The organism is Enterococcus sp. DIV0561 (assembly GCF_050539875.1).
Taxonomy (GTDB): domain Bacteria; phylum Bacillota; class Bacilli; order Lactobacillales; family Enterococcaceae; genus Enterococcus; species Enterococcus faecalis.
In genome coordinates this window covers 620,347-637,462 of the sequence record NZ_CP172927.1, presented here as the reverse complement: position 1 = coordinate 637,462, position 17,116 = coordinate 620,347, and the positions used below count along the sequence as shown (strand labels likewise).

Annotated in this window: 18 protein-coding genes; 1 reads left to right on the top strand and 17 read right to left on the bottom strand. The window is 36.0% G+C overall.

Annotated features, from left to right (window positions below; translation table 11 throughout):
* Positions 1-73: 73 nt before the first annotated feature.
* The 13 genes from IGM13_RS03175 to IGM13_RS03115 form a co-directional block, all read right to left on the bottom strand.
* A complete protein-coding gene (locus tag IGM13_RS03175) occupies positions 74-1,522 on the bottom strand; it encodes a helix-turn-helix domain-containing protein (RefSeq protein WP_002383018.1) in 1,449 nt (482 codons plus the stop codon).
* A gap of 3 nt (positions 1,523-1,525) precedes the next feature.
* Entirely contained in the window at positions 1,526-1,975 is a 450-nt protein-coding gene (locus tag IGM13_RS03170) for a hypothetical protein (RefSeq protein WP_002420007.1), read from the bottom strand.
* A 201-nt stretch (positions 1,976-2,176) separates the two neighbouring features.
* On the bottom strand, positions 2,177-3,271 hold the full coding sequence (locus IGM13_RS03165) for a DUF916 and DUF3324 domain-containing protein (protein WP_002383015.1): 1,095 nt from the start codon (positions 3,269-3,271) through the stop codon (positions 2,177-2,179).
* 75 nt (positions 3,272-3,346) lie between these two features.
* Positions 3,347-4,087, bottom strand: coding sequence for a WxL domain-containing protein (locus IGM13_RS03160; protein ID WP_002420006.1), 741 nt, complete (start codon positions 4,085-4,087; stop codon positions 3,347-3,349).
* Between the two features lie 22 nt (positions 4,088-4,109).
* Positions 4,110-6,209: a lectin-like domain-containing protein gene (locus IGM13_RS03155; RefSeq protein WP_002420005.1), complete on the bottom strand. Its 2,100-nt coding sequence runs from the start codon at positions 6,207-6,209 to the stop codon at positions 4,110-4,112.
* A 19-nt stretch (positions 6,210-6,228) separates the two neighbouring features.
* On the bottom strand, positions 6,229-7,008 hold the full coding sequence (locus IGM13_RS03150; RefSeq protein WP_002420004.1) for a WxL domain-containing protein: 780 nt from the start codon (positions 7,006-7,008) through the stop codon (positions 6,229-6,231).
* 16 nt (positions 7,009-7,024) lie between these two features.
* A complete protein-coding gene (locus IGM13_RS03145) occupies positions 7,025-7,756 on the bottom strand; it encodes a WxL domain-containing protein (protein WP_002383012.1) in 732 nt (243 codons plus the stop codon).
* A complete protein-coding gene (locus IGM13_RS03140; RefSeq protein WP_002420002.1) occupies positions 7,756-8,139 on the bottom strand; it encodes an LPXTG cell wall anchor domain-containing protein in 384 nt (127 codons plus the stop codon). The genes IGM13_RS03145 and IGM13_RS03140 overlap by 1 nt, the downstream gene beginning before the upstream one ends.
* A gap of 178 nt (positions 8,140-8,317) precedes the next feature.
* Positions 8,318-9,268, bottom strand: coding sequence for a rhodanese-related sulfurtransferase (locus tag IGM13_RS03135; protein WP_002355603.1), 951 nt, complete (start codon positions 9,266-9,268; stop codon positions 8,318-8,320).
* A 154-nt stretch (positions 9,269-9,422) separates the two neighbouring features.
* Positions 9,423-10,133 (bottom strand): DUF1003 domain-containing protein, encoded by a 711-nt coding sequence (locus IGM13_RS03130; RefSeq protein WP_002355601.1) that lies wholly within the window; start codon positions 10,131-10,133, stop codon positions 9,423-9,425.
* A gap of 98 nt (positions 10,134-10,231) precedes the next feature.
* Positions 10,232-11,398 (bottom strand): serine hydrolase domain-containing protein, encoded by a 1,167-nt coding sequence (locus IGM13_RS03125; protein WP_002419999.1) that lies wholly within the window; start codon positions 11,396-11,398, stop codon positions 10,232-10,234.
* Between the two features lie 153 nt (positions 11,399-11,551).
* Entirely contained in the window at positions 11,552-11,932 is a 381-nt protein-coding gene (locus IGM13_RS03120) for a VOC family protein (RefSeq protein WP_002363195.1), read from the bottom strand.
* A gap of 131 nt (positions 11,933-12,063) precedes the next feature.
* On the bottom strand, positions 12,064-13,455 hold the full coding sequence (locus IGM13_RS03115) for an L-cystine transporter (RefSeq protein ID WP_002419998.1): 1,392 nt from the start codon (positions 13,453-13,455) through the stop codon (positions 12,064-12,066).
* Between the two features lie 297 nt (positions 13,456-13,752).
* On the opposite strand from IGM13_RS03115, the gene IGM13_RS03110 reads away from it, so the two are divergent.
* Positions 13,753-14,088 (top strand): hypothetical protein, encoded by a 336-nt coding sequence (locus IGM13_RS03110; protein WP_002419997.1) that lies wholly within the window; start codon positions 13,753-13,755, stop codon positions 14,086-14,088.
* Positions 14,089-14,134: 46 nt separating this feature from the next.
* Here the strand turns inward: IGM13_RS03110 and IGM13_RS03105 are convergent, their stop codons facing one another.
* The 4 genes from IGM13_RS03105 to pnuC all read right to left on the bottom strand — a co-directional run bounded on the left by IGM13_RS03105 (position 14,135) and on the right by pnuC (position 16,766).
* Positions 14,135-14,521 carry a DUF1149 family protein gene (locus tag IGM13_RS03105; protein ID WP_002358717.1) on the bottom strand — a complete coding sequence of 129 codons (387 nt, stop codon included), beginning with the start codon at positions 14,519-14,521 and terminating at the stop codon, positions 14,135-14,137.
* A 112-nt stretch (positions 14,522-14,633) separates the two neighbouring features.
* Positions 14,634-15,065 carry a hypothetical protein gene (locus IGM13_RS03100; protein WP_002355595.1) on the bottom strand — a complete coding sequence of 144 codons (432 nt, stop codon included), beginning with the start codon at positions 15,063-15,065 and terminating at the stop codon, positions 14,634-14,636.
* A 349-nt stretch (positions 15,066-15,414) separates the two neighbouring features.
* The gene (locus IGM13_RS03095; protein ID WP_002419996.1) at positions 15,415-16,059 is read right to left on the bottom strand and encodes a deoxynucleoside kinase; all 645 of its coding nucleotides are present in this window, start codon (positions 16,057-16,059) and stop codon (positions 15,415-15,417) included.
* Between the two features lie 8 nt (positions 16,060-16,067).
* Positions 16,068-16,766 (bottom strand): nicotinamide riboside transporter PnuC, encoded by a 699-nt coding sequence (pnuC, locus tag IGM13_RS03090; protein ID WP_002396960.1) that lies wholly within the window; start codon positions 16,764-16,766, stop codon positions 16,068-16,070.
* Positions 16,767-17,116 lie beyond the last annotated feature (350 nt).

The window sequence follows — 17,116 nt, the reverse complement described above, 5'->3', positions numbered from 1 at the left end:
ATGAATGTATATTCATATTATAAAACACTTGGGTGGTTTTGTAAAGACTTAAACACAAAGACAAGCGATGATTCTATTCGATAGGATCACCGCTTGTCTTTGTTGATTCTTTTTGTTGTTGATATTTTTCTTCTTGAATAGTCAATAATGATTGCGTTAAATTGACCCAATCAATCGAACGAGGTGGATCCAGCCAAACCATAACTTTACTCTGTTCTTCTTGATACAAGTTATTTAAATTGGTAATCACCACATCTGGTAAGGTATCTGATAACGGGTCAATAATTTCTACATTTAAATTCACATAGACGGATAAATTTTTTTTGATGAATTGGTTATACTCTTTTCCATAAGAAAAATCAATTAGGACCTTGGCTGGCTCTGCAATTAAATGAACCGGAACATGATTAATTAGCAACAATAGATAGTTAAAAAACAAACAGTGATTGGCTTTCGCAATTTTTTTATGTTTTGCTGTTAACCAACGAATATATTCAATTAAATAAAAATAAAATTCCGGATATGTTTGCTTAAAAAACTGTAAATCCATTTCAAAATCGTCAAACATATTAATCGGAAAGTAAATAACATTGAAATGAATAATTGCTAACCCTTCTTCTAGAGTATTCCTTGTTGACTCCTCTAAACAATTAAATGCTTTTTCAAAACTTCCAATGAAAACACGAGTTAGGCTTTCAATCGTAGGATCTTCATGAATGACATATTTTTTCTCTAGTTTGCCATGCAAATACAAGAAAAAAACAATCGTATACGTTAATGATTTTGAGGACAATGCCCATGCCACTTGCGATTTTTTTATTAATTCTTCTGAAAATGTATTTAGTGCACGTGTATCGATCCCTTCCACCGCACGTCCTTCGTTGTTAATCATAATAGCTAAATAATGGAAAAAATTGCGTCGCTCATAGGTGGTGAAAGTATAGTTTAACTCAACAGACTGTAATACACGTTTCGCTTCATTATAGACTTTTACCGAATATAGTTCGGAAATTGGTTGATTGGAAAGCGTGAACAATTTATACAAAAAAAATGAAATTGCTTTTTGATTGCCGACAATTTCCCGTTTACTAAAATAGATCTGATACTCCTTTAAGGCTTTTTTTAGCCGCTGTAAGGTACTATACGCCACAGAGGTGCTGACATGATTACATTCAGCAAACTTTGTCAAACTATAATTTCCTCTAAAGTAAGACAACACTAATTTAAAAGAGAGCGATTCTGTTAAGTATTTCGTGAGCAAAAGTTTACTTGAATAGTTTCCATCAATTTCAAGTGTAACATCTACATCAGAAACGACTAAAGTTAAGCTGTCGCTTAACTTTAGATTGTCAATATCTGCTTTTAATTTTTCTAATGTTTTTTTGACTAAAAAATTCGACATTGATAATTCTTCGCGAAGTGCAATAAAAGTACCTGATAGCGTGGGACTTTCTTCTAAATGCCTTAGCAAGGAATAACTTCGTTGATCTTCTTTATTTAAAAAAATTTCATAATTCATCATTTATCAGTTCTTTCTCCCATAAATAGCCGTTCCTACTAATTCCCGTATGAAATTCAAGTAAAAAGTGTTTTGCCCCTCCGTTCCAGCACCGCCTGTGCTATTTGGTACAATGGTGATATGGCTAGCATCAAATAATTCATCCGTGAAAAATACTTGATGCTGACTTTTCTTGGAAGAAGGCCTTTCTTCATTTGTTTTTGGATTATTGGTTTTCACTTCTTTTTTACTAACGTCTTCGTTACTTTCTTCCGCTTGCGTTTCGCTAGTAATGGTACTTTCATTTGTTTCTTCCATTTTTTCTGGTGTGCCAGTATTCTCAATCGGATAAATTTCTTCTGTTGGATTGGTCGGATTATAAATTGGATTCCGTTCTTCTGCTGCTTGCACATTGGTTACTTGAAAAAACGAGAGTAACAATGTACTCCATAATAGTAAATGTTTGTATTTATCCATTTTTCTCACATATATTGCCAAATACTTTAGCTACATAACAAAACAAAAAATATAACTAGTAAAGTGGTATCAGACGATATTTAACAATACTCCTTCTTATTATTTCTTTTTTTGAGTTAGGTTTGTTGAATAAACTGCATGTTTGATAAGTAAAAACAAACAAAAACGTTGCCGATAATCAAATCAAAAATTAACTACTCTTTATATTTCTCTTTCGTTTTGTTCCTGTTTCTTTTTTCGCCAAATCAACCAGGCAATGATTAAAATCACTATCAATAATAGTAGTAAGCCAATCAGCAAATATAAATTTGAATGATTTTCTTTTAAGGTCACATCTTTTTCATTTAATTCTTTGGCAACTTCACCATTAATTGTAAAGTCTTTTTCAAATTGCCATTGATTTCTAAAAGATATCGATTCATTGTTTATTGATTTTTTAAATGAGCCTGCAGCATCTTTATTCCCAACAACGGTCATAGACAAATGGTAATCTCCTGGCTTAAGCGGTTGCCCTTTTAGCGCAATGGGAACAGAAAAATTGGTATTTGGTGCAATTTGCATGTTTGCTTTTTCCTCTTTATATAAAACTTCTTCATGCCCCTTTTTGGTAATCTCTGCCGAAAAGGCAACTTGGTTAATATATGTTTTTTGATCATTTTGTAGATTGACTAAAATCACATTTCTAGCATTAATCTGTCCTGGTGAGACTTTTTTCAAAAGTAAATTCGGCTCAACCTTTTTTTTATTTTGTTGCATCAATAATGCAACGACATACGAATATTCATTTTTAATGGATAACCCCTGACTCTTATCGTCTTGGCGTTTACCTTCATCCGACGTTTCTTCTTTAAAAGTGATACCACTAGCTAACACTCCATCAAAGGGTGTATTAGGCATTTTGACGTTAATAGAAACCGTTTGTTCACTTTTCGGTTTTAAACGAACTGAGCTAGGATATTGAACATAGTCTTTTATATCAAACGCTAAACTTTGATCTTTTTCCCCCTTATTTTCACCATACTCCACGATTACATTTGAATTGGTAATGGCACTATTGATGGAAATACCTACCTTTACTTCTTTATCTGTATCATTGCGTAAGTTCACTTTCAACTCAGTTTCTTCATTTGGTTCTAGTAATAAATCAAAGTAAGTTTTTTCTTTATCTACTTGTTTTTCTGATGGAATAGGCGTAACCGCAAAATTAAATTCACTGGCAAAACCATTGCTAGGTACTAACGCTAAAAGAATTAGTAGTATCGGAAAAAAAAGAAATCGTTGTTTTTTTCTGTTCAAATTATTTACTCCTTTTCTATATGTAGTGAATAGCAGGTAACCATGTTCCCCGCTATTCTTCTTTTTAAAATTCGTTTAATTTCCTGGAGCGTCTGTCAACGTCCATGTTAATTTTGTGGCGTATTTTTCAGCGTATTTGGTTGTAGAACCTGGAACAGTTAACTCAATACTTTTAGCGGCTGTAGTTGCATCGGTTCCCCAATCAAATAAATAAGTTCCTGCACCGTTTCCTTTCGCTGCACTCATTACATCTGATTGACTACCATCTGAGTTCAACGTGATTGTGGCTGGGCCTGTTGGTTTGCCTGAATCTGAAGCAGTCACTACATTTCCGTTTTTAAACGTGATAGCTGCCCCAGTCAATTCTTTACCAGAAGTTGATTTAAATTGTCCTTCTTGTTTCACTTTTAATGACCAGCCAGCTTCGGTTCCACGGTTATCTGTTACTTGGACATAGTTAGGCCCTTCTTTGACTTCATCGGTTGCGTCTACCGTCTTGTATTTTTGGGTAGCAGCAAAATAAGTCTGATCCTTCGACGTGATTTTTTGAACACCGAAGTCTAGACTTGACGCATAATCAATTGACAACGGACCGTTTGTTCCTGGATTAGGACCTTCAGGATCTGTTGGGTCAATAGGATCAACTGGATTAGTTGGATTCGTTGGGTCAACCGGATTAGTTGGATCTTCACTTGGTGTAAATTCTACGATACCATTAGATGTATAATTACCGCCATCTTCTGCAAAGGCTTGAGAAGTCATGCCTAAGCTCCCTAAAATAAATGTGGATAAACATACTGTTGTTACTTTTTTCATTTTCTTTTCTCCATTCTTTTCTTTAATTTCCTGGTACGTCTTCTAACGCCCAAGATAAACGAGCTTTAAATGTTCCAACTCTTTGATAAGCTACAGGAACATTGATTTGAATTCCTTGTTGTTTTGATTCATCAAGTAATGCTGTTAAATCTGTTTCACCTTTCTGATTACTTTCTAAAAGCGTAATTGCCTCATTTGTAATCTGAGAGCTTCCAGCAGTTGAAACGAAAGAAAAAACATCTGGCATTACAATTGAATCATTTGTTAACGGTTGCGTTTGCTTTAGTTGCAAGCGCCAATTATTTGCGTTACGTTCATCCACGACTTTGAGTCCTTCGGTGGGATGCCCAAGTTTAATTAGTGGTTGATTACGTATCTTTTCCGTACCAAAAGTAATCTGTTTTGGTGCCTCTTTAAAATATAGTTCCCCTAAACGATAGTAAAAATAAATATCTTTTGTTTCCTCTGTCATTGTTCCTTCCGCATTGCCTGAGTCTTTTGTAAAAACATAGCCAGAAATATCTAGGGGTTTTTCTTGATAGGGTGCACCAATTTTCCCTGTTACACTTTTAGGTGGAGCAATATCTTTACCTTCCGCGTCTTTATAAAAAACGGTTACTGTTTTTTCTGTTGGTTTAGGAATAGTAATCGTTACATTATTTGACTTTTGCAGTAAGGTTCCTTCTTCATAATAGTCAAAGTTCATAGTTAAAACTTTTTCGGGCGTATTATCTTGAAGGGTTGTTTTTAATTCAATCATCATGTCCTTCTTTAAAACTAGGTAGTCATTTAAAGCAATTGTTAAGTGATTCCCTGTTTGTGTCAGATCTTTGGCTGCTACCTTTTTACCATCAATCGTTAATGAATTTTCTTCATATGCTAATTCATCAGGTAAGTCAATGCTTACTTGCGGTTGACGATCTTCGATAAAGTCATTGTCAATATTCAACGTATTCCGTAGTATCACCTGATCATTTTTCACTGCTTCAACAGCTGAACTAAACTCCTGACCATTCACGCTAAGGGCTGCTTGTGACGTAACGTTAGTAGGAATTTGTGTCATTGCTAAAGCATTCTCTTGGTATTTGCCACCTGTGGATGATGTAAAGCCCCAATAAACCGTTGTTGCGCCAAATTGTGCATTTAAATCTGAAACTACATACGTATTCGTGCCCACACCTTCTAAATCATATGTTAATGCTTTGGCTGCGGCATTCCAATGAACAGTCAACATGCGCCAGGTTCCATTAGATAGATAGGTTGGCGCAACAGTGACGCCTGAATGCTCCCCTGTATAGTTGTTGTTATTAGCTTTCGGAGTGACAAAAGCTAAATGTCCATTTCCCTTATCTTGTGAAATTTCTCGGTCCATTCGGTTAGAACTACCAGTATTTTTATAGGTATCAAACTCAATCGATAAGGCATTTCTAACGTAGGGTTGACCCGCTTTCGTGGAGTATGCGCCGATTCCCATCCCAGGTGAACCAATGACTTCTTGAGGCGTTGTGGACATTCTAGGATCATTCGTTAAGGTAAAGGTCATACCATCACCAGCATTTGCATACTCGTTTCCTAAATACAAATAACTTTTAAAGGTAAAATCCGACAATAAACTGATTGGTTTTTTTGACCAAATAGCGCCTTTTTGTGATTTAACAGCTGGGTTTAGTTGTAATAACTTCCCACCTTCTAAAATACTTGTTGCATTTCCAATTGGCTCTTGAAATACCTTGTCGATTGGAATGATATTAGGATCATCAGGCAATGAAGTAGCGTATGGCGCAGCCAACATGCGCGGCTGTGGTTCAACTATCGCCGATTCCGTTGCACTGTTATCGTCATCCTTTTGTTGTTTGCTAGGTTCTAAAGTAGCCGTTGATTGGTCTGTTTCTGCTGGATGATTATCGGTTGTTGTTGTCGTTTCTAGGGAAGGTTCTTGCTCTAATGTTTCCGAGTGAGAAGGAGCGCTAGTTGCCTGATCATTGGCCGATTCCTCCACTATTTCCCGATTGACTTCGTTGATATTTGTCGAAGGATTACTAATCGCTTCGCTAGTAATAGGCGCAAGGAGTAGTAAGAATAAACTACTTGCCAAAAAGACTAGGCTTTGTTTGTTTCGCATCTCTCTTCACCTCTACTTTTTAAATTCCTGGTACATCCGTCAACGTCCACAATAATTTTGTTTGATATTTCACGGCATCTTTAGGGGTTGACCCTGGTACTGATAGCGCGACATCCTTTGTAACATTAACATTGTGTACCGTATTGGTTTCATCGCGTTCTGCAACCACTTCTACTTTTCCCCAATAAGTAGCCCAAGTTCCCGCACCAGTTCCTTGCTTCGCAGCTGCCACTAGCGATGCGGTCCCTGGAACAAGGGCAATCTTATTTGTTGCCTCTGGTTTCACAACATTTTGCGCATTACTATTAACAGTCGGGTTAGCTAAAGAAATTTGCGCACCTGTCAACTGACTATTTAAAGTCGCCTTTGTTGCTTTAAATTGCTCCTTTTGCGTAACCGTTAAAGACCAACCACTATTGGTTCCTCTATTATCAGAAATTTGCACAAAATTTGGTGTATCTTTTTGATTTTCTTGATATTGCTGTGCTCTTGCAAAATATACTTGGTCTTTATTCGAAATACGATTTTTCCCAAAGTCAAAACTTGAAGCATAATCAATAGACAGCGGTCCTTGGGTACCAGGATTGGGACCTTCTGGGTCTGTTGGATCAATTGGTTTGACTGGCTTTTCTGGATCGGGATTTTCTGGATCAACTGGCTCTGTCGGATCTACGTTCGGAATAAATTCTACTAAACCATTCGAACGATACTCTTTTGGCTCTTCTGCCTTCGCTTGTAAGGACCAACCAGCAACTGCAAATGTACTGCATAGAACGATTCCTGTGAATTGTTTTTTCATTGCTTTTCTCCTTTATTTAATTATTAGCGGGAGTATCTTCTAATGCCCAAACTAACTTCGTTGAATATTGTTGTGCAAGCTTTACAGATTTTCCGGGAACGAATAGTTGGACAGCTTCTTTATTTGTTGCTTCATTTGAACCAAAGCGATAAACCCAAGTCCCAACACCTGTTTCTTTTTTAGCGTTCATCGCTAGATTATTATTTACACCAGGTGTTAAGGAAATAGTACTACTGACTTCAGTAGGTTTATATTTTTCATCCACCATTGAGGCAGCTTCTGCCTTTGTAAACGTTAATTGAGCGCCGACTAGTTCCTCTCCAGTAGCTGTTTTAAATTGTTCAGGTTGGGAAAGCGTTAGTTTCCATCCTGCTAACGTTCCTCTTTTATCAGTTACTTGTACATAGGTTGGTTTTTTTGAACCATCTTTCATTTCATCTGGCGCAGCATAATACGTTTGATCTGCCGTAGAAATCTTTTGTGTGCCAAATTTAAATTTTGAACCATAATCAATTGATAAGGCACCACCCGTTCCTGGCCCTGGAGGATCAATTGGGTCTACTGGATCAGTAGGATCGGGATTTTCTGGATCAACAGGCGGTGTGATTTCGTTATCGCCTGCTTCAAAAGTAATTGTGCCTTCCGTATTGTATTCTTTCGGAAAAGTTTCTGCTGCTGATGCGTTTATTGCTTGAAACCCTACGCCTAAAAGTATGGTTGCCGATGTAAGTAAAATAGTTTTTTTCATTAAATAAGCTCCTTCTCTCGTTTCATTTTATTAATTAAATAAATGACTACCCCCAACAAACTAACTCCTATCAAGGAATACAGCGGATTTTCAGACTCGCCTGTTTTAGGTAAAACTGCTTGTCCAGAAGCAGCTAAATTGTTTCTTCCCTGTTCTTCTGATTGTTGGGTATACGCTACGTCATTTGACTCTTTTTCATTCTCATAAACGTAGGTGCCATAGAAGCTCGCTTGACCATTTGATTCATAATTATTTTCTTCAGCCATAACGCTTTTTGTTTGCAACCCAATGATCAATAGCCCTAAACATACCAAACTAAACCCTCTTATGATTTTCATCTGAATTCCTCCTTCCCCATTTTCAACATTGACTGGCCCAGCCAATAAACATTATATAAAAGAAATATTTATTAGATTTTTTTATTTTTTTCAAACGCTTTTAAAAAATAAAATGGTTTTAGCTAAGAAAGCTTTAAAATCAACACTTTTAAAGACAAAAAAATAAACAAAAAAAACTTCAAAAAATAATTTTCGAAGTTTTTTGTTTATTTTTTTATTATTTTTATACTTCAACCGCTTCTAACAAAGCCAAACGTTCAGCAACTTCTGCTTCTGTTAAATTATGTTTTTTTACATAACGGTTGGCAGGATGCTGGCTACACTCTAATGAGCAGCCACCTAAATGCTTATGTTCATTTTCTTCTGAAGTTAAGATTTGACGATTACATTCTGGGTTTGCACAGTTAATGTAGCGTTCGCAAGGTGTTCCATCAAACCAATCTTTCCCAATAACTTTTTTATCAACGTGATTAATTTCGACACTGATTCGGTCATCAAAGACATACATTTTGCCGTCCCAAAGTTCGCCACGTGTTTCTGGATTTTTTCCATAGTTGGCGATACCGCCATGCAATTGAGCAACATCTTCAAATCCTTCTTTTAATAACCAGCCAGAAAATTTTTCACAGCGAATCCCGCCAGTACAATAGGTAACAATTTTTTTATCCATAAATTGTTCTTTGTTCTCGCGAATCCATTGTGGTAATTCACGGAAGCTACGGATATCTGGGCGCACGGCACCACGGAAATGGCCTAAATCATATTCATAATCGTTACGAGCATCGATTACAACAGTGTCTTCGTCTAATAAGGCTTCTTTAAATTCTGCAGGTTCCAAATATTTCCCCGTCGTTTCCAATGGATCAACGTCTTCTTCTAAGTTCAACGCCACTAATTCAGAACGTGGGCGAACAAACATTTTGCGGAACGCCATTTCTTCTGCTGGATCAATTTTAAAGAATGTATCCTTAAAGCGCTCATCTGCTTGCATTGCTTCCATATACTTTTCTGTTTCTTCGACAGTACCAGATAACGTTCCGTTAATCCCTTCTGTCGCTACTAAAATACGGCCTTTTAAATTTAATGATTTGCAAAAAGCTAGATGCTCTTTCGCAAAAGCTTCTGGATCTTCAATTGTTGTATATTTGTAATAAAGTAATACTTGGTATTTCATCTTGTTTTCCCCTTTTGTATAAAGTCATTCTATCCCATTATACGGTGAATAAAAAAGGGAAAGCGATTATTTTGCTTGTGTATTTACACACAATAAAAAAAGTAGCTCGTTGTTGCGTAATAATTATTACGCAACAACGAGCTACTTCTATATACTACTCCTTTTCAGAAGTCGCAGCGAGTTGTTCTTGCAACTCACCTAAAAGTTCAATTTGAATATTTTGGATTTTTACCAAATTTTCTAGTTGATTATTGATAATATAATCCATTTTCTCATGTAATAAATTAATTTCTACTTCTGCTTTTAAGTTAATTTTATAATCATTATTCGCTTGTTCTCTGTCACGGGCTTCTTGTCTGTTTTGACTCATCATAATAATTGGTGCTTGGATAGCTGCTAAACAAGATAAGGCGAGATTTAGCAAAATATAAGGATATTTGTCAAATGGTTGTCCCAATAAAGTGGTAGAGTTAATCACGATCCAAGCGATCAACACGAAACAAAAGAAGCCAATAAACACCCAGCTACCGCCAAATTTAGCAATGGTATCCGCTGCTCGTTGGCCAAAGGTTAATTTCTTTTCCATCTTTTCATTCATATTATTGGAAATCAGCTTATCTTCTTTGATATGTTGAACCACCAACTCATTCAGTTGTTGGATTTTTTCAGAATCATTTGCGACTAATTGTTTCATGTAATCCAAACGATAATTAAGTAACTCCGCCAATGTAATCATCGATTCAGCTGTCAATTGTGGATTGTTTTGGAGAATAAAAGCTTGCGTTTCCTGTTCTATATCTTGAAGATAAATGTTTTTTTTCGTTGATTCACCAATAACAACTTGTTTATTTTTTGATTGCTTCATCTTCGTCACTCCCTTTGATTGTTCTTCCCTTTATTTTAATATAAAGTCTCTCAGAAGAAACCTAAAAAGGCTTTGGAGTGATCGTCGTTGCTTCTGCTTTAAAATTTAACAGTTAAATTGGTTACATCATGGAACAACGAACCAATTAATTCTTTGTATTTCGCTGGATTCACACAATTAGTTAGCAATATGACCCCGGTTTTCATATCTTTTGAAAATAAAGCTAGGGCTTGTTGACCCGCTTCAACGCCGTGTAAGCGTAAATAATTATCATGAACATAGATGCCCCCATGATAAGAACTTTGCTGAGAAGACGTCCATAATTTTTGCAAAAGTGCGGTGGAAACTAAATGTCCACTCGTTAATTGATGTAAGTACCAATACAAATCACCTGTCGTCATATCCACATTACCAGTCCCAAATTCATGGGCAAAACTAGCTGCGGGAATTGAGAGCACTTGATTATACGAATTGTCTTCTGTCCATTTATAGCTTGTTGAATTATTGGGTTGTTCCAATAAGGTTTCAAAGAAGCCAAAATTCTTTAAACCAGCTGTTTTATGATAAAAATTATTAAATAATTCTTGATAGGTACGTTGATACATTTTCTCTAACATTCCTGCTAAAAGGACAAAATTTACTGGGGAATAATTGTATTTTCCTTTATTGACTTGAATGGTATTTTGTTTAACAAATTGAATAATTTCTTCATCGGTAACGATATTATTAGGCATTGCTGATAACTTTAAACCGCTTGTCATATTCAACATATCGCTAATCGTAATGTCCTCAGCACCTTGAATTTGCGGATAAAACGTAGCGAGTTTTGTATCTAATGTAAGTTTACCTTCTTCAATCGCTTTTAAGATCAAGGTTGTGGTAAAAGATTTTTGAATTGAACCAATCTGAAACCTTGTGTTTGGCGTGTTGGCTTGTTGCTTTTCAAAATTGGCAAAGCCATATCCTTTATTTACTAAAACCTGATCATCTTTAATGATCAAAGCCGAACCAATATAATTTGTTTCTTGAATTTTTTGATCAAGTTCGCCACTATCTGGTGCAACTATTTCTTTCGTTAAATTCGCATAATTATCACTTCGGCGATCTTCTTCCAAGACCACTTTCGATTCTTGACTAACTTGTGAATCTCTAGTGAAAAAGAACGTTTTTATTAAATAACCACTACCACCAATCACCACCAACAAACATACTATAAAAAGCCAATTCACTCCTCCATGTCTTTTCTTTGCATGTCGTTTACGCATACCGCTTACCTCCGCCTATTCTATTAACAGCATTATCATACGCTATATTTTCATGAAAATTACAGATTTTAGTAAAATTTATAAAACTTTCAACTTTTATAAAAAACAGCTTGGCACCAGAATCAATTTAGATTCCGGTGCCAAGCTGTTGTTTTATTTACTTTCTTGCCCCATCACAGCAAAGTAATTATCATCATTATCTGCAAAATTAAAAACTAAGCCTGTTGGCAATTGAACCATTTCACCGACAGTAACGCCAGCCTCTTGCATTTTTTTATAGAGACCAATGATATCATCGCTAGCAAACATTAGAGAAGGGGTATTCCCCGCCACTTCTGGTGAATGTTTTTGAATAAAGGCCAAATCATATAAAACAATAATCGTCTCTGCTGATTCACTTGGCGCAATCTCTACCACCAATGTGCCGTCAACTTCCTCCCTTTCCTTTTCAACAAAGCCAAACGTTTGCCAAAATTGACTAGATTCCTCAACATTATTCACATATAACATAATCTTTACTTGGTTTGAAAACATTCCTTCACGTCCTTTTGAATTTAGTTAACAACTTATTATATACGTTCTTTTAAATAATTACTGCACTTTCGCTTAAAATCAAAAAAAGTGTTTGAGCAAGACATTGCTCAAACACTTTTCGTTTTATTGATTTAGATATTTGCATCTAAGACAACGTCGCGATCATTTAAGACATCACGATCTAATTCATGAATACGAGCACTTGTTAACACACCTGCAACCATACTATCGTTAACGTTAACAGCTGTCCGCGCCATGTCAATAAGTGGTTCAACCGAAATTACTAAACCAACAATTGCAACTGGCAAGTTCATTGCGCCTAAAACGATTAGAGAAGCAAAGGTTGCTCCGCCGCCGACACCGGCTACGCCAAATGAACTGATTGTGACAACTGCTACTAACATTAAAATAAATTGTAAACTAAAGACATCAATTCCAACAGTTGGTGCAACGATGGTTGCTAACATAGCTGGATAAACGCCGGCACAACCATTTTGTCCAATAGATAAACCGAAACTACCAGCAAAGTTTGCTGTGGCATCATCAACACCTAATGCTTTGGTTTGTGTTTCAATATTTAATGGTAAAGCTCCTGCACTTGAACGAGAAGTAAAAGCAAAGCTCAAGACTGGAAAAACTTTTTTTAGATACGTAACTGGATTGACTTTTAAAGTAATTAAAATCAACATGTGAATGGCAAAAACAATAATTAAGGCCACATACGATGCCAACACAAATTTACCTAAGTTAATAATCGCAACAAAATCACTTGTTGCTACAACATTAATCATTAACGCTAACACGCCATAAGGGGTCAAGCGTAAAACTAAGGTAACAATTCGCATGGTAATTTTATATAAACTATCAATTAAATTTGCAAAAAATTCAGCTTCTTTTGGCGCTTTACGACGAACGCCTAAATAAGCGACACCAACAAACGCAGCAAAGATTACCACCCCAATGGTACTCATTGGTCGTGTTCCCGCAAAGTCAGCAAAGACATTTTTAGGAATGAATGAAACAATTTGTTGGGGAATCGTCAAATCTTGAATCGCATCTTGACGCGTCGCTAACTCGGCAATTCTTGACGTTTCTGCAGCACCTTGCGTGAATTTTGCCCCTTGAAGACCAAACGCTAAGGTTGTTCCAATCCCCACCAAGGCAGCTACTGCTGTTGTTCCTAGTAAGGTGGCTAACACATTAAAGCTAATTTTTCCTAATTTATTGGATTCTTTCATTTTTGTAAATGCACCTACGATAGATACAAATACTAACGGAATTACGAGCATTTGTAGAAACGCTACATAACCATTACCTACAATCCCGATCCATTCCATTGATTGCGTAGTAATTTTACTGTCTGTACCAAAAGCAAATTGAATAATTGCACCTAAAACAATCCCCACGCCCAATGCTGAAAAGACACGTGTTGAGAATTTTAAATGTTTCTTTTGCATTTGGTAGAAACCGAATAACGCAGCAATAAATGCAAGGATCACTAATACAGTGATGAATGTTGTCATTTTAGTTCCTCCCTATGTTTTTAATGACAAGTACATCAAAGGAAGTAAAGGTTCCCGGTACTCACTCTCCAGTAAATACCCTGAAAACAGCAAACTGTTTCCAGTGATAGTTCTATTGTACCTTATTTTATAGCAAATAGTGGGATAATTTGCTTACTTTTTGATAGAAAATAACCGTTGTGATAGTTTAAAACTATCACCAAGCGTTGTTTTACTAGTCACTGTAAAAATAATTTGTTTTTTGTCCTCTTTCTTTTAAGCTGACGTGGTATACTTAGTTCTAGGAGGTGTAAGCGTATGCAAAAAATTTGTTGGATCCTTTCTGTCAACCGTGATGGAGCAATGTTGTATGTTGGGAGCCCTGCAAATGGAGGTCCTTGGCTCTTTTCAAATAAAGAGCAGCAAAACATCAAAGCCTTTTTTCAACCAACCTATGAAATTGACTTTATCAGTTATGATGTTCTTTCAGAGAAAGTACCAGAAGCTGCGTTCATTTTGTACAATGAAATGCTCGCTCCCTATCTTCCCGAAAAAATCACCAAAGTTGGTCAGCCGATTGCTTATGTGGATATCGCTACAAAAAATTATGAACAGTTTAAAAAAGCTTTGGTTGCTAAATCTTCACAAGAATAAAAACAGCGTTTGTAACGGAATCCGTTACAAACGCTGTTTTTAAAAGTTAAGCTTCTTCTGATTGTTGAAAATTCAATTGAACACCTGGACGATCCAGAGCAATTTCAGTTACTTCATAAGATAAACGTTCGACGATGCTAAATAAAGGACGCACAAGTTCATCGACTTCTTCTTGCGAAATATCTTCTTGTTTTTCAATTTTACGATCAATAATGTGATTAATTTGGCTAATCGCCCCTGATAAAACAAATTCGTCAAAGACAATTCGAAATTCTAAGCGAGCAACAAGTGCTGAGCTATTTTCTGGATAATTTTCTTCTTCTACTTCAATTGGTGAAAAACTGACACGTAAATCTGTCTCTACTTCTGAATCAGGTACTCGCATATCATAGTGATACGCTTCAACAATTTCTTGTTGGCGTTTAATTTCCATTGTTTTTTCTCTCCTTTTTTAACAAGATATTCCCCTTTTAGAATATCCAATGGTTTCTTTTCTCAAGTATACCACAAGTCCGAAAGTTGCCTAGACCAAAAAACACAGAAGGTCAGACTTTTTTGATAAATTGATTTTGGCAGTTTGAACAAGTGACTTTGATTGTTCCTCGTCCTTTCGGCGCACGTAATGACTGCTGACATTTTGGACATTTAAAATAACGATACTCTTTCTGAGTCATGTGTCGCTTGCGAAAAGCATGAACCTTTTGCATTAGGCGTTGTTTTCGAAGAATAAACCGTTGATTTTCATTCAATCGCGGGTGAATATGTTTTGAAAAAAAGCGATAATACACGTAGGCGACTGTGATTAAAATCAATAATCGAACCCAAAGATAGCCAGTAAAAATATTGATGAGCGCCAGCACAACACTTGTTAGCAACAGCGTTCGATTCAATTCATCAAACCGGGCATAACGTCCTTGTAAAAATCGTTGCGCTTTTTTGCGCCAACGTAGAATGCGTTCAAACCAAATTTGGCCCATTTATCTTCCTTCTTTCGAGCATTATTTTTTGAATAAATGATTGATTTACAGAAACTTTCAATCAAAATTTACACTTACTAAGTCCAAATTTTGAACAACTGTTGGTTATTTTCGATGGTATACTTCTAGAGAAGTCAGGTCAACCGATGAATGACTTCGTTGATAATAGCTACCGCTATTTTATACAAACTTAAACTGTCGATGGATAGATTATCCGATTTTAACTTAGGGGAAGGTTAAAATCCGATTCTATAATTTAGCACTACACTCCTTTATTTAGTAGCAACTTTAGCCTATCTATCCACATTTTAAGTCAAAAAGAAGCAAGTCCGGACTTGCTTCTTTTTATTTATCTTTCTAATTCTTCAATTTTCTTCTCAATTAACGCCAAGACATATTGACACGCTTCAGGATCTTCGACAAAATCATATTTATCGCCATCAATTTGAATTTTAGGACTTTCATCATAGTCTTCGTACCATTGATCATAACGCTCGTTCAACATTTGATAGTAATCATACAACGTTGAATCTGTCTCAATTTGTTCATAAGGACGGCCACGTTTTTTGATGCGTTCTAACATTTTGGGAAATGAAATACGAATGTGAACTAACAAATCAGGTCTTTTTTTATGCGCAGCATAAGGCAATTCTTGGAGCATGTTTTGTAATAAGTCATCGTACACTTTGACCTCTGTTTCGTTGGCACGACCTAAATCTGCATTTAAATGAAAAAGTAATGAATCTTCATAAATCGAGCGATCCAATACATTATTTTCATGCGTTAATGCTTGTTTAATACTATCAAAACGTTTATTTAAAAAATAAATTTGTAATAAAAATGCGTACTTTTCCGGTTCCGCATAAAATAAAGGTAATACCTCATTATCATCAACTGATTCGTAAAAGGCTTCTGAACCTAAACGGTTTGCAATTAAAGCTGTTAAACTAGATTTACCAGCGCCAATCGTACCTGCTAAAACAATCACTGCCATCGAACTCCCTACCTATTTTTTTCCATTTTATTTTTTATCTTCAACCAATTAAACATACCAAAAATTGAGTTAAAAGTATACATACAATACATAACAAATATCGCATAATCACCACCAGCGTGCGTCCCTGCTCGGAACCATAACAAAATTGAAAAAATATTTCCTAGTAACCAAAACACGAATTGCGATTGATAACGTTTAATCATCAATAACATCCCTGTCGCTGAAACACTGAACGTGATTGCATCTAATGTTTGTTGCGCATCATTTACAAAGCCTAACAAAATATATGCAGCTACGCCAATGAGCAGCCACGTGAAAAAGGCATACAACCACTGAATACCTTTTAAAACTTTTACTTCGGTTACTTGACCCGAGCCATCTTCGCTAGCCCGAAGCCAAGCATAAAGCCCTGTAATGTCCATAATAATATAGAAGCTTTGTAAAAGAACTTCGGCATATACCCGTGTCACTAACCCAAAATAGCCAATAATCACTGCACTGATTAACCCAAAAATGTAATTGCTGACTTTTCCTTGGGCAATTAAATTCACACAAATGATGCCGGCTAAACCACCTACTAACGTAATCCAATTCGACGGATTGATAGCAAATGCAATCAACTGTACCCCCGCCATCAAAGCTAAAAACAAGTAACTTCTCGTTTCCCAACCTTTAAAATCATTCACCAAAAAATTCTTATTCACGACAAATTTCCGACCTTCCTAAAACCAAACTTTTCTCTGTTGACGTCTCAATAAGAGTACTCCGTTTTAAAAAACAAGTCAATCAGATTTCGGAATAAAAAGAAGATTTTAATACTATATATTGATTAAAAAAATAAAAAAGACACTACATATAGTTATTTCGTAAGCTTTCTGATATCCTTTATTGCCACAATATTTTCTTCATCTTGTTTTAATCTTCTATGTAGTCATGGATTTGTTTCCATCTAATAATTCCTGCTGCAGAACCCTTTACGACGGTAGCGCTCCAAATTAATGTTGCGAAAGCGGAAGCAACCGCACATATTTATGCTTCAAACACAGCCATCGTT

Excerpts from the sequence above, each read along its gene's own strand:
- IGM13_RS03155 (WP_002420005.1), bottom strand. The coding sequence starts at position 6,209 with ATGCGAAACAAACAAAGCCTAGTCTTTTTGGCAAGTAGTTTATTCTTA.
- IGM13_RS03160 (WP_002420006.1), bottom strand. The coding sequence starts at position 4,087 with ATGAAAAAAGTAACAACAGTATGTTTATCCACATTTATTTTAGGGAGC.
- IGM13_RS03110 (WP_002419997.1), top strand. The coding sequence starts at position 13,753 with ATGCAAAAAATTTGTTGGATCCTTTCTGTCAACCGTGATGGAGCAATG.
- IGM13_RS03115 (WP_002419998.1), bottom strand. The coding sequence starts at position 13,455 with ATGACAACATTCATCACTGTATTAGTGATCCTTGCATTTATTGCTGCG.
- IGM13_RS03095 (WP_002419996.1), bottom strand. The coding sequence starts at position 16,059 with ATGGCAGTGATTGTTTTAGCAGGTACGATTGGCGCTGGTAAATCTAGT.
- IGM13_RS03125 (WP_002419999.1), bottom strand. The coding sequence starts at position 11,398 with ATGCGTAAACGACATGCAAAGAAAAGACATGGAGGAGTGAATTGGCTT.
- IGM13_RS03130 (WP_002355601.1), bottom strand. The coding sequence starts at position 10,133 with ATGAAGCAATCAAAAAATAAACAAGTTGTTATTGGTGAATCAACGAAA.
- IGM13_RS03145 (WP_002383012.1), bottom strand. The coding sequence starts at position 7,756 with ATGAAAAAAACTATTTTACTTACATCGGCAACCATACTTTTAGGCGTA.
- IGM13_RS03150 (WP_002420004.1), bottom strand. The coding sequence starts at position 7,008 with ATGAAAAAACAATTCACAGGAATCGTTCTATGCAGTACATTTGCAGTT.
- IGM13_RS03175 (WP_002383018.1), bottom strand. The coding sequence starts at position 1,522 with ATGATGAATTATGAAATTTTTTTAAATAAAGAAGATCAACGAAGTTAT.
- IGM13_RS03100 (WP_002355595.1), bottom strand. The coding sequence starts at position 15,065 with ATGGGCCAAATTTGGTTTGAACGCATTCTACGTTGGCGCAAAAAAGCG.
- IGM13_RS03135 (WP_002355603.1), bottom strand. The coding sequence starts at position 9,268 with ATGAAATACCAAGTATTACTTTATTACAAATATACAACAATTGAAGAT.
- IGM13_RS03120 (WP_002363195.1), bottom strand. The coding sequence starts at position 11,932 with ATGTTTTCAAACCAAGTAAAGATTATGTTATATGTGAATAATGTTGAG.
- IGM13_RS03170 (WP_002420007.1), bottom strand. The coding sequence starts at position 1,975 with ATGGATAAATACAAACATTTACTATTATGGAGTACATTGTTACTCTCG.
- IGM13_RS03105 (WP_002358717.1), bottom strand. The coding sequence starts at position 14,521 with ATGGAAATTAAACGCCAACAAGAAATTGTTGAAGCGTATCACTATGAT.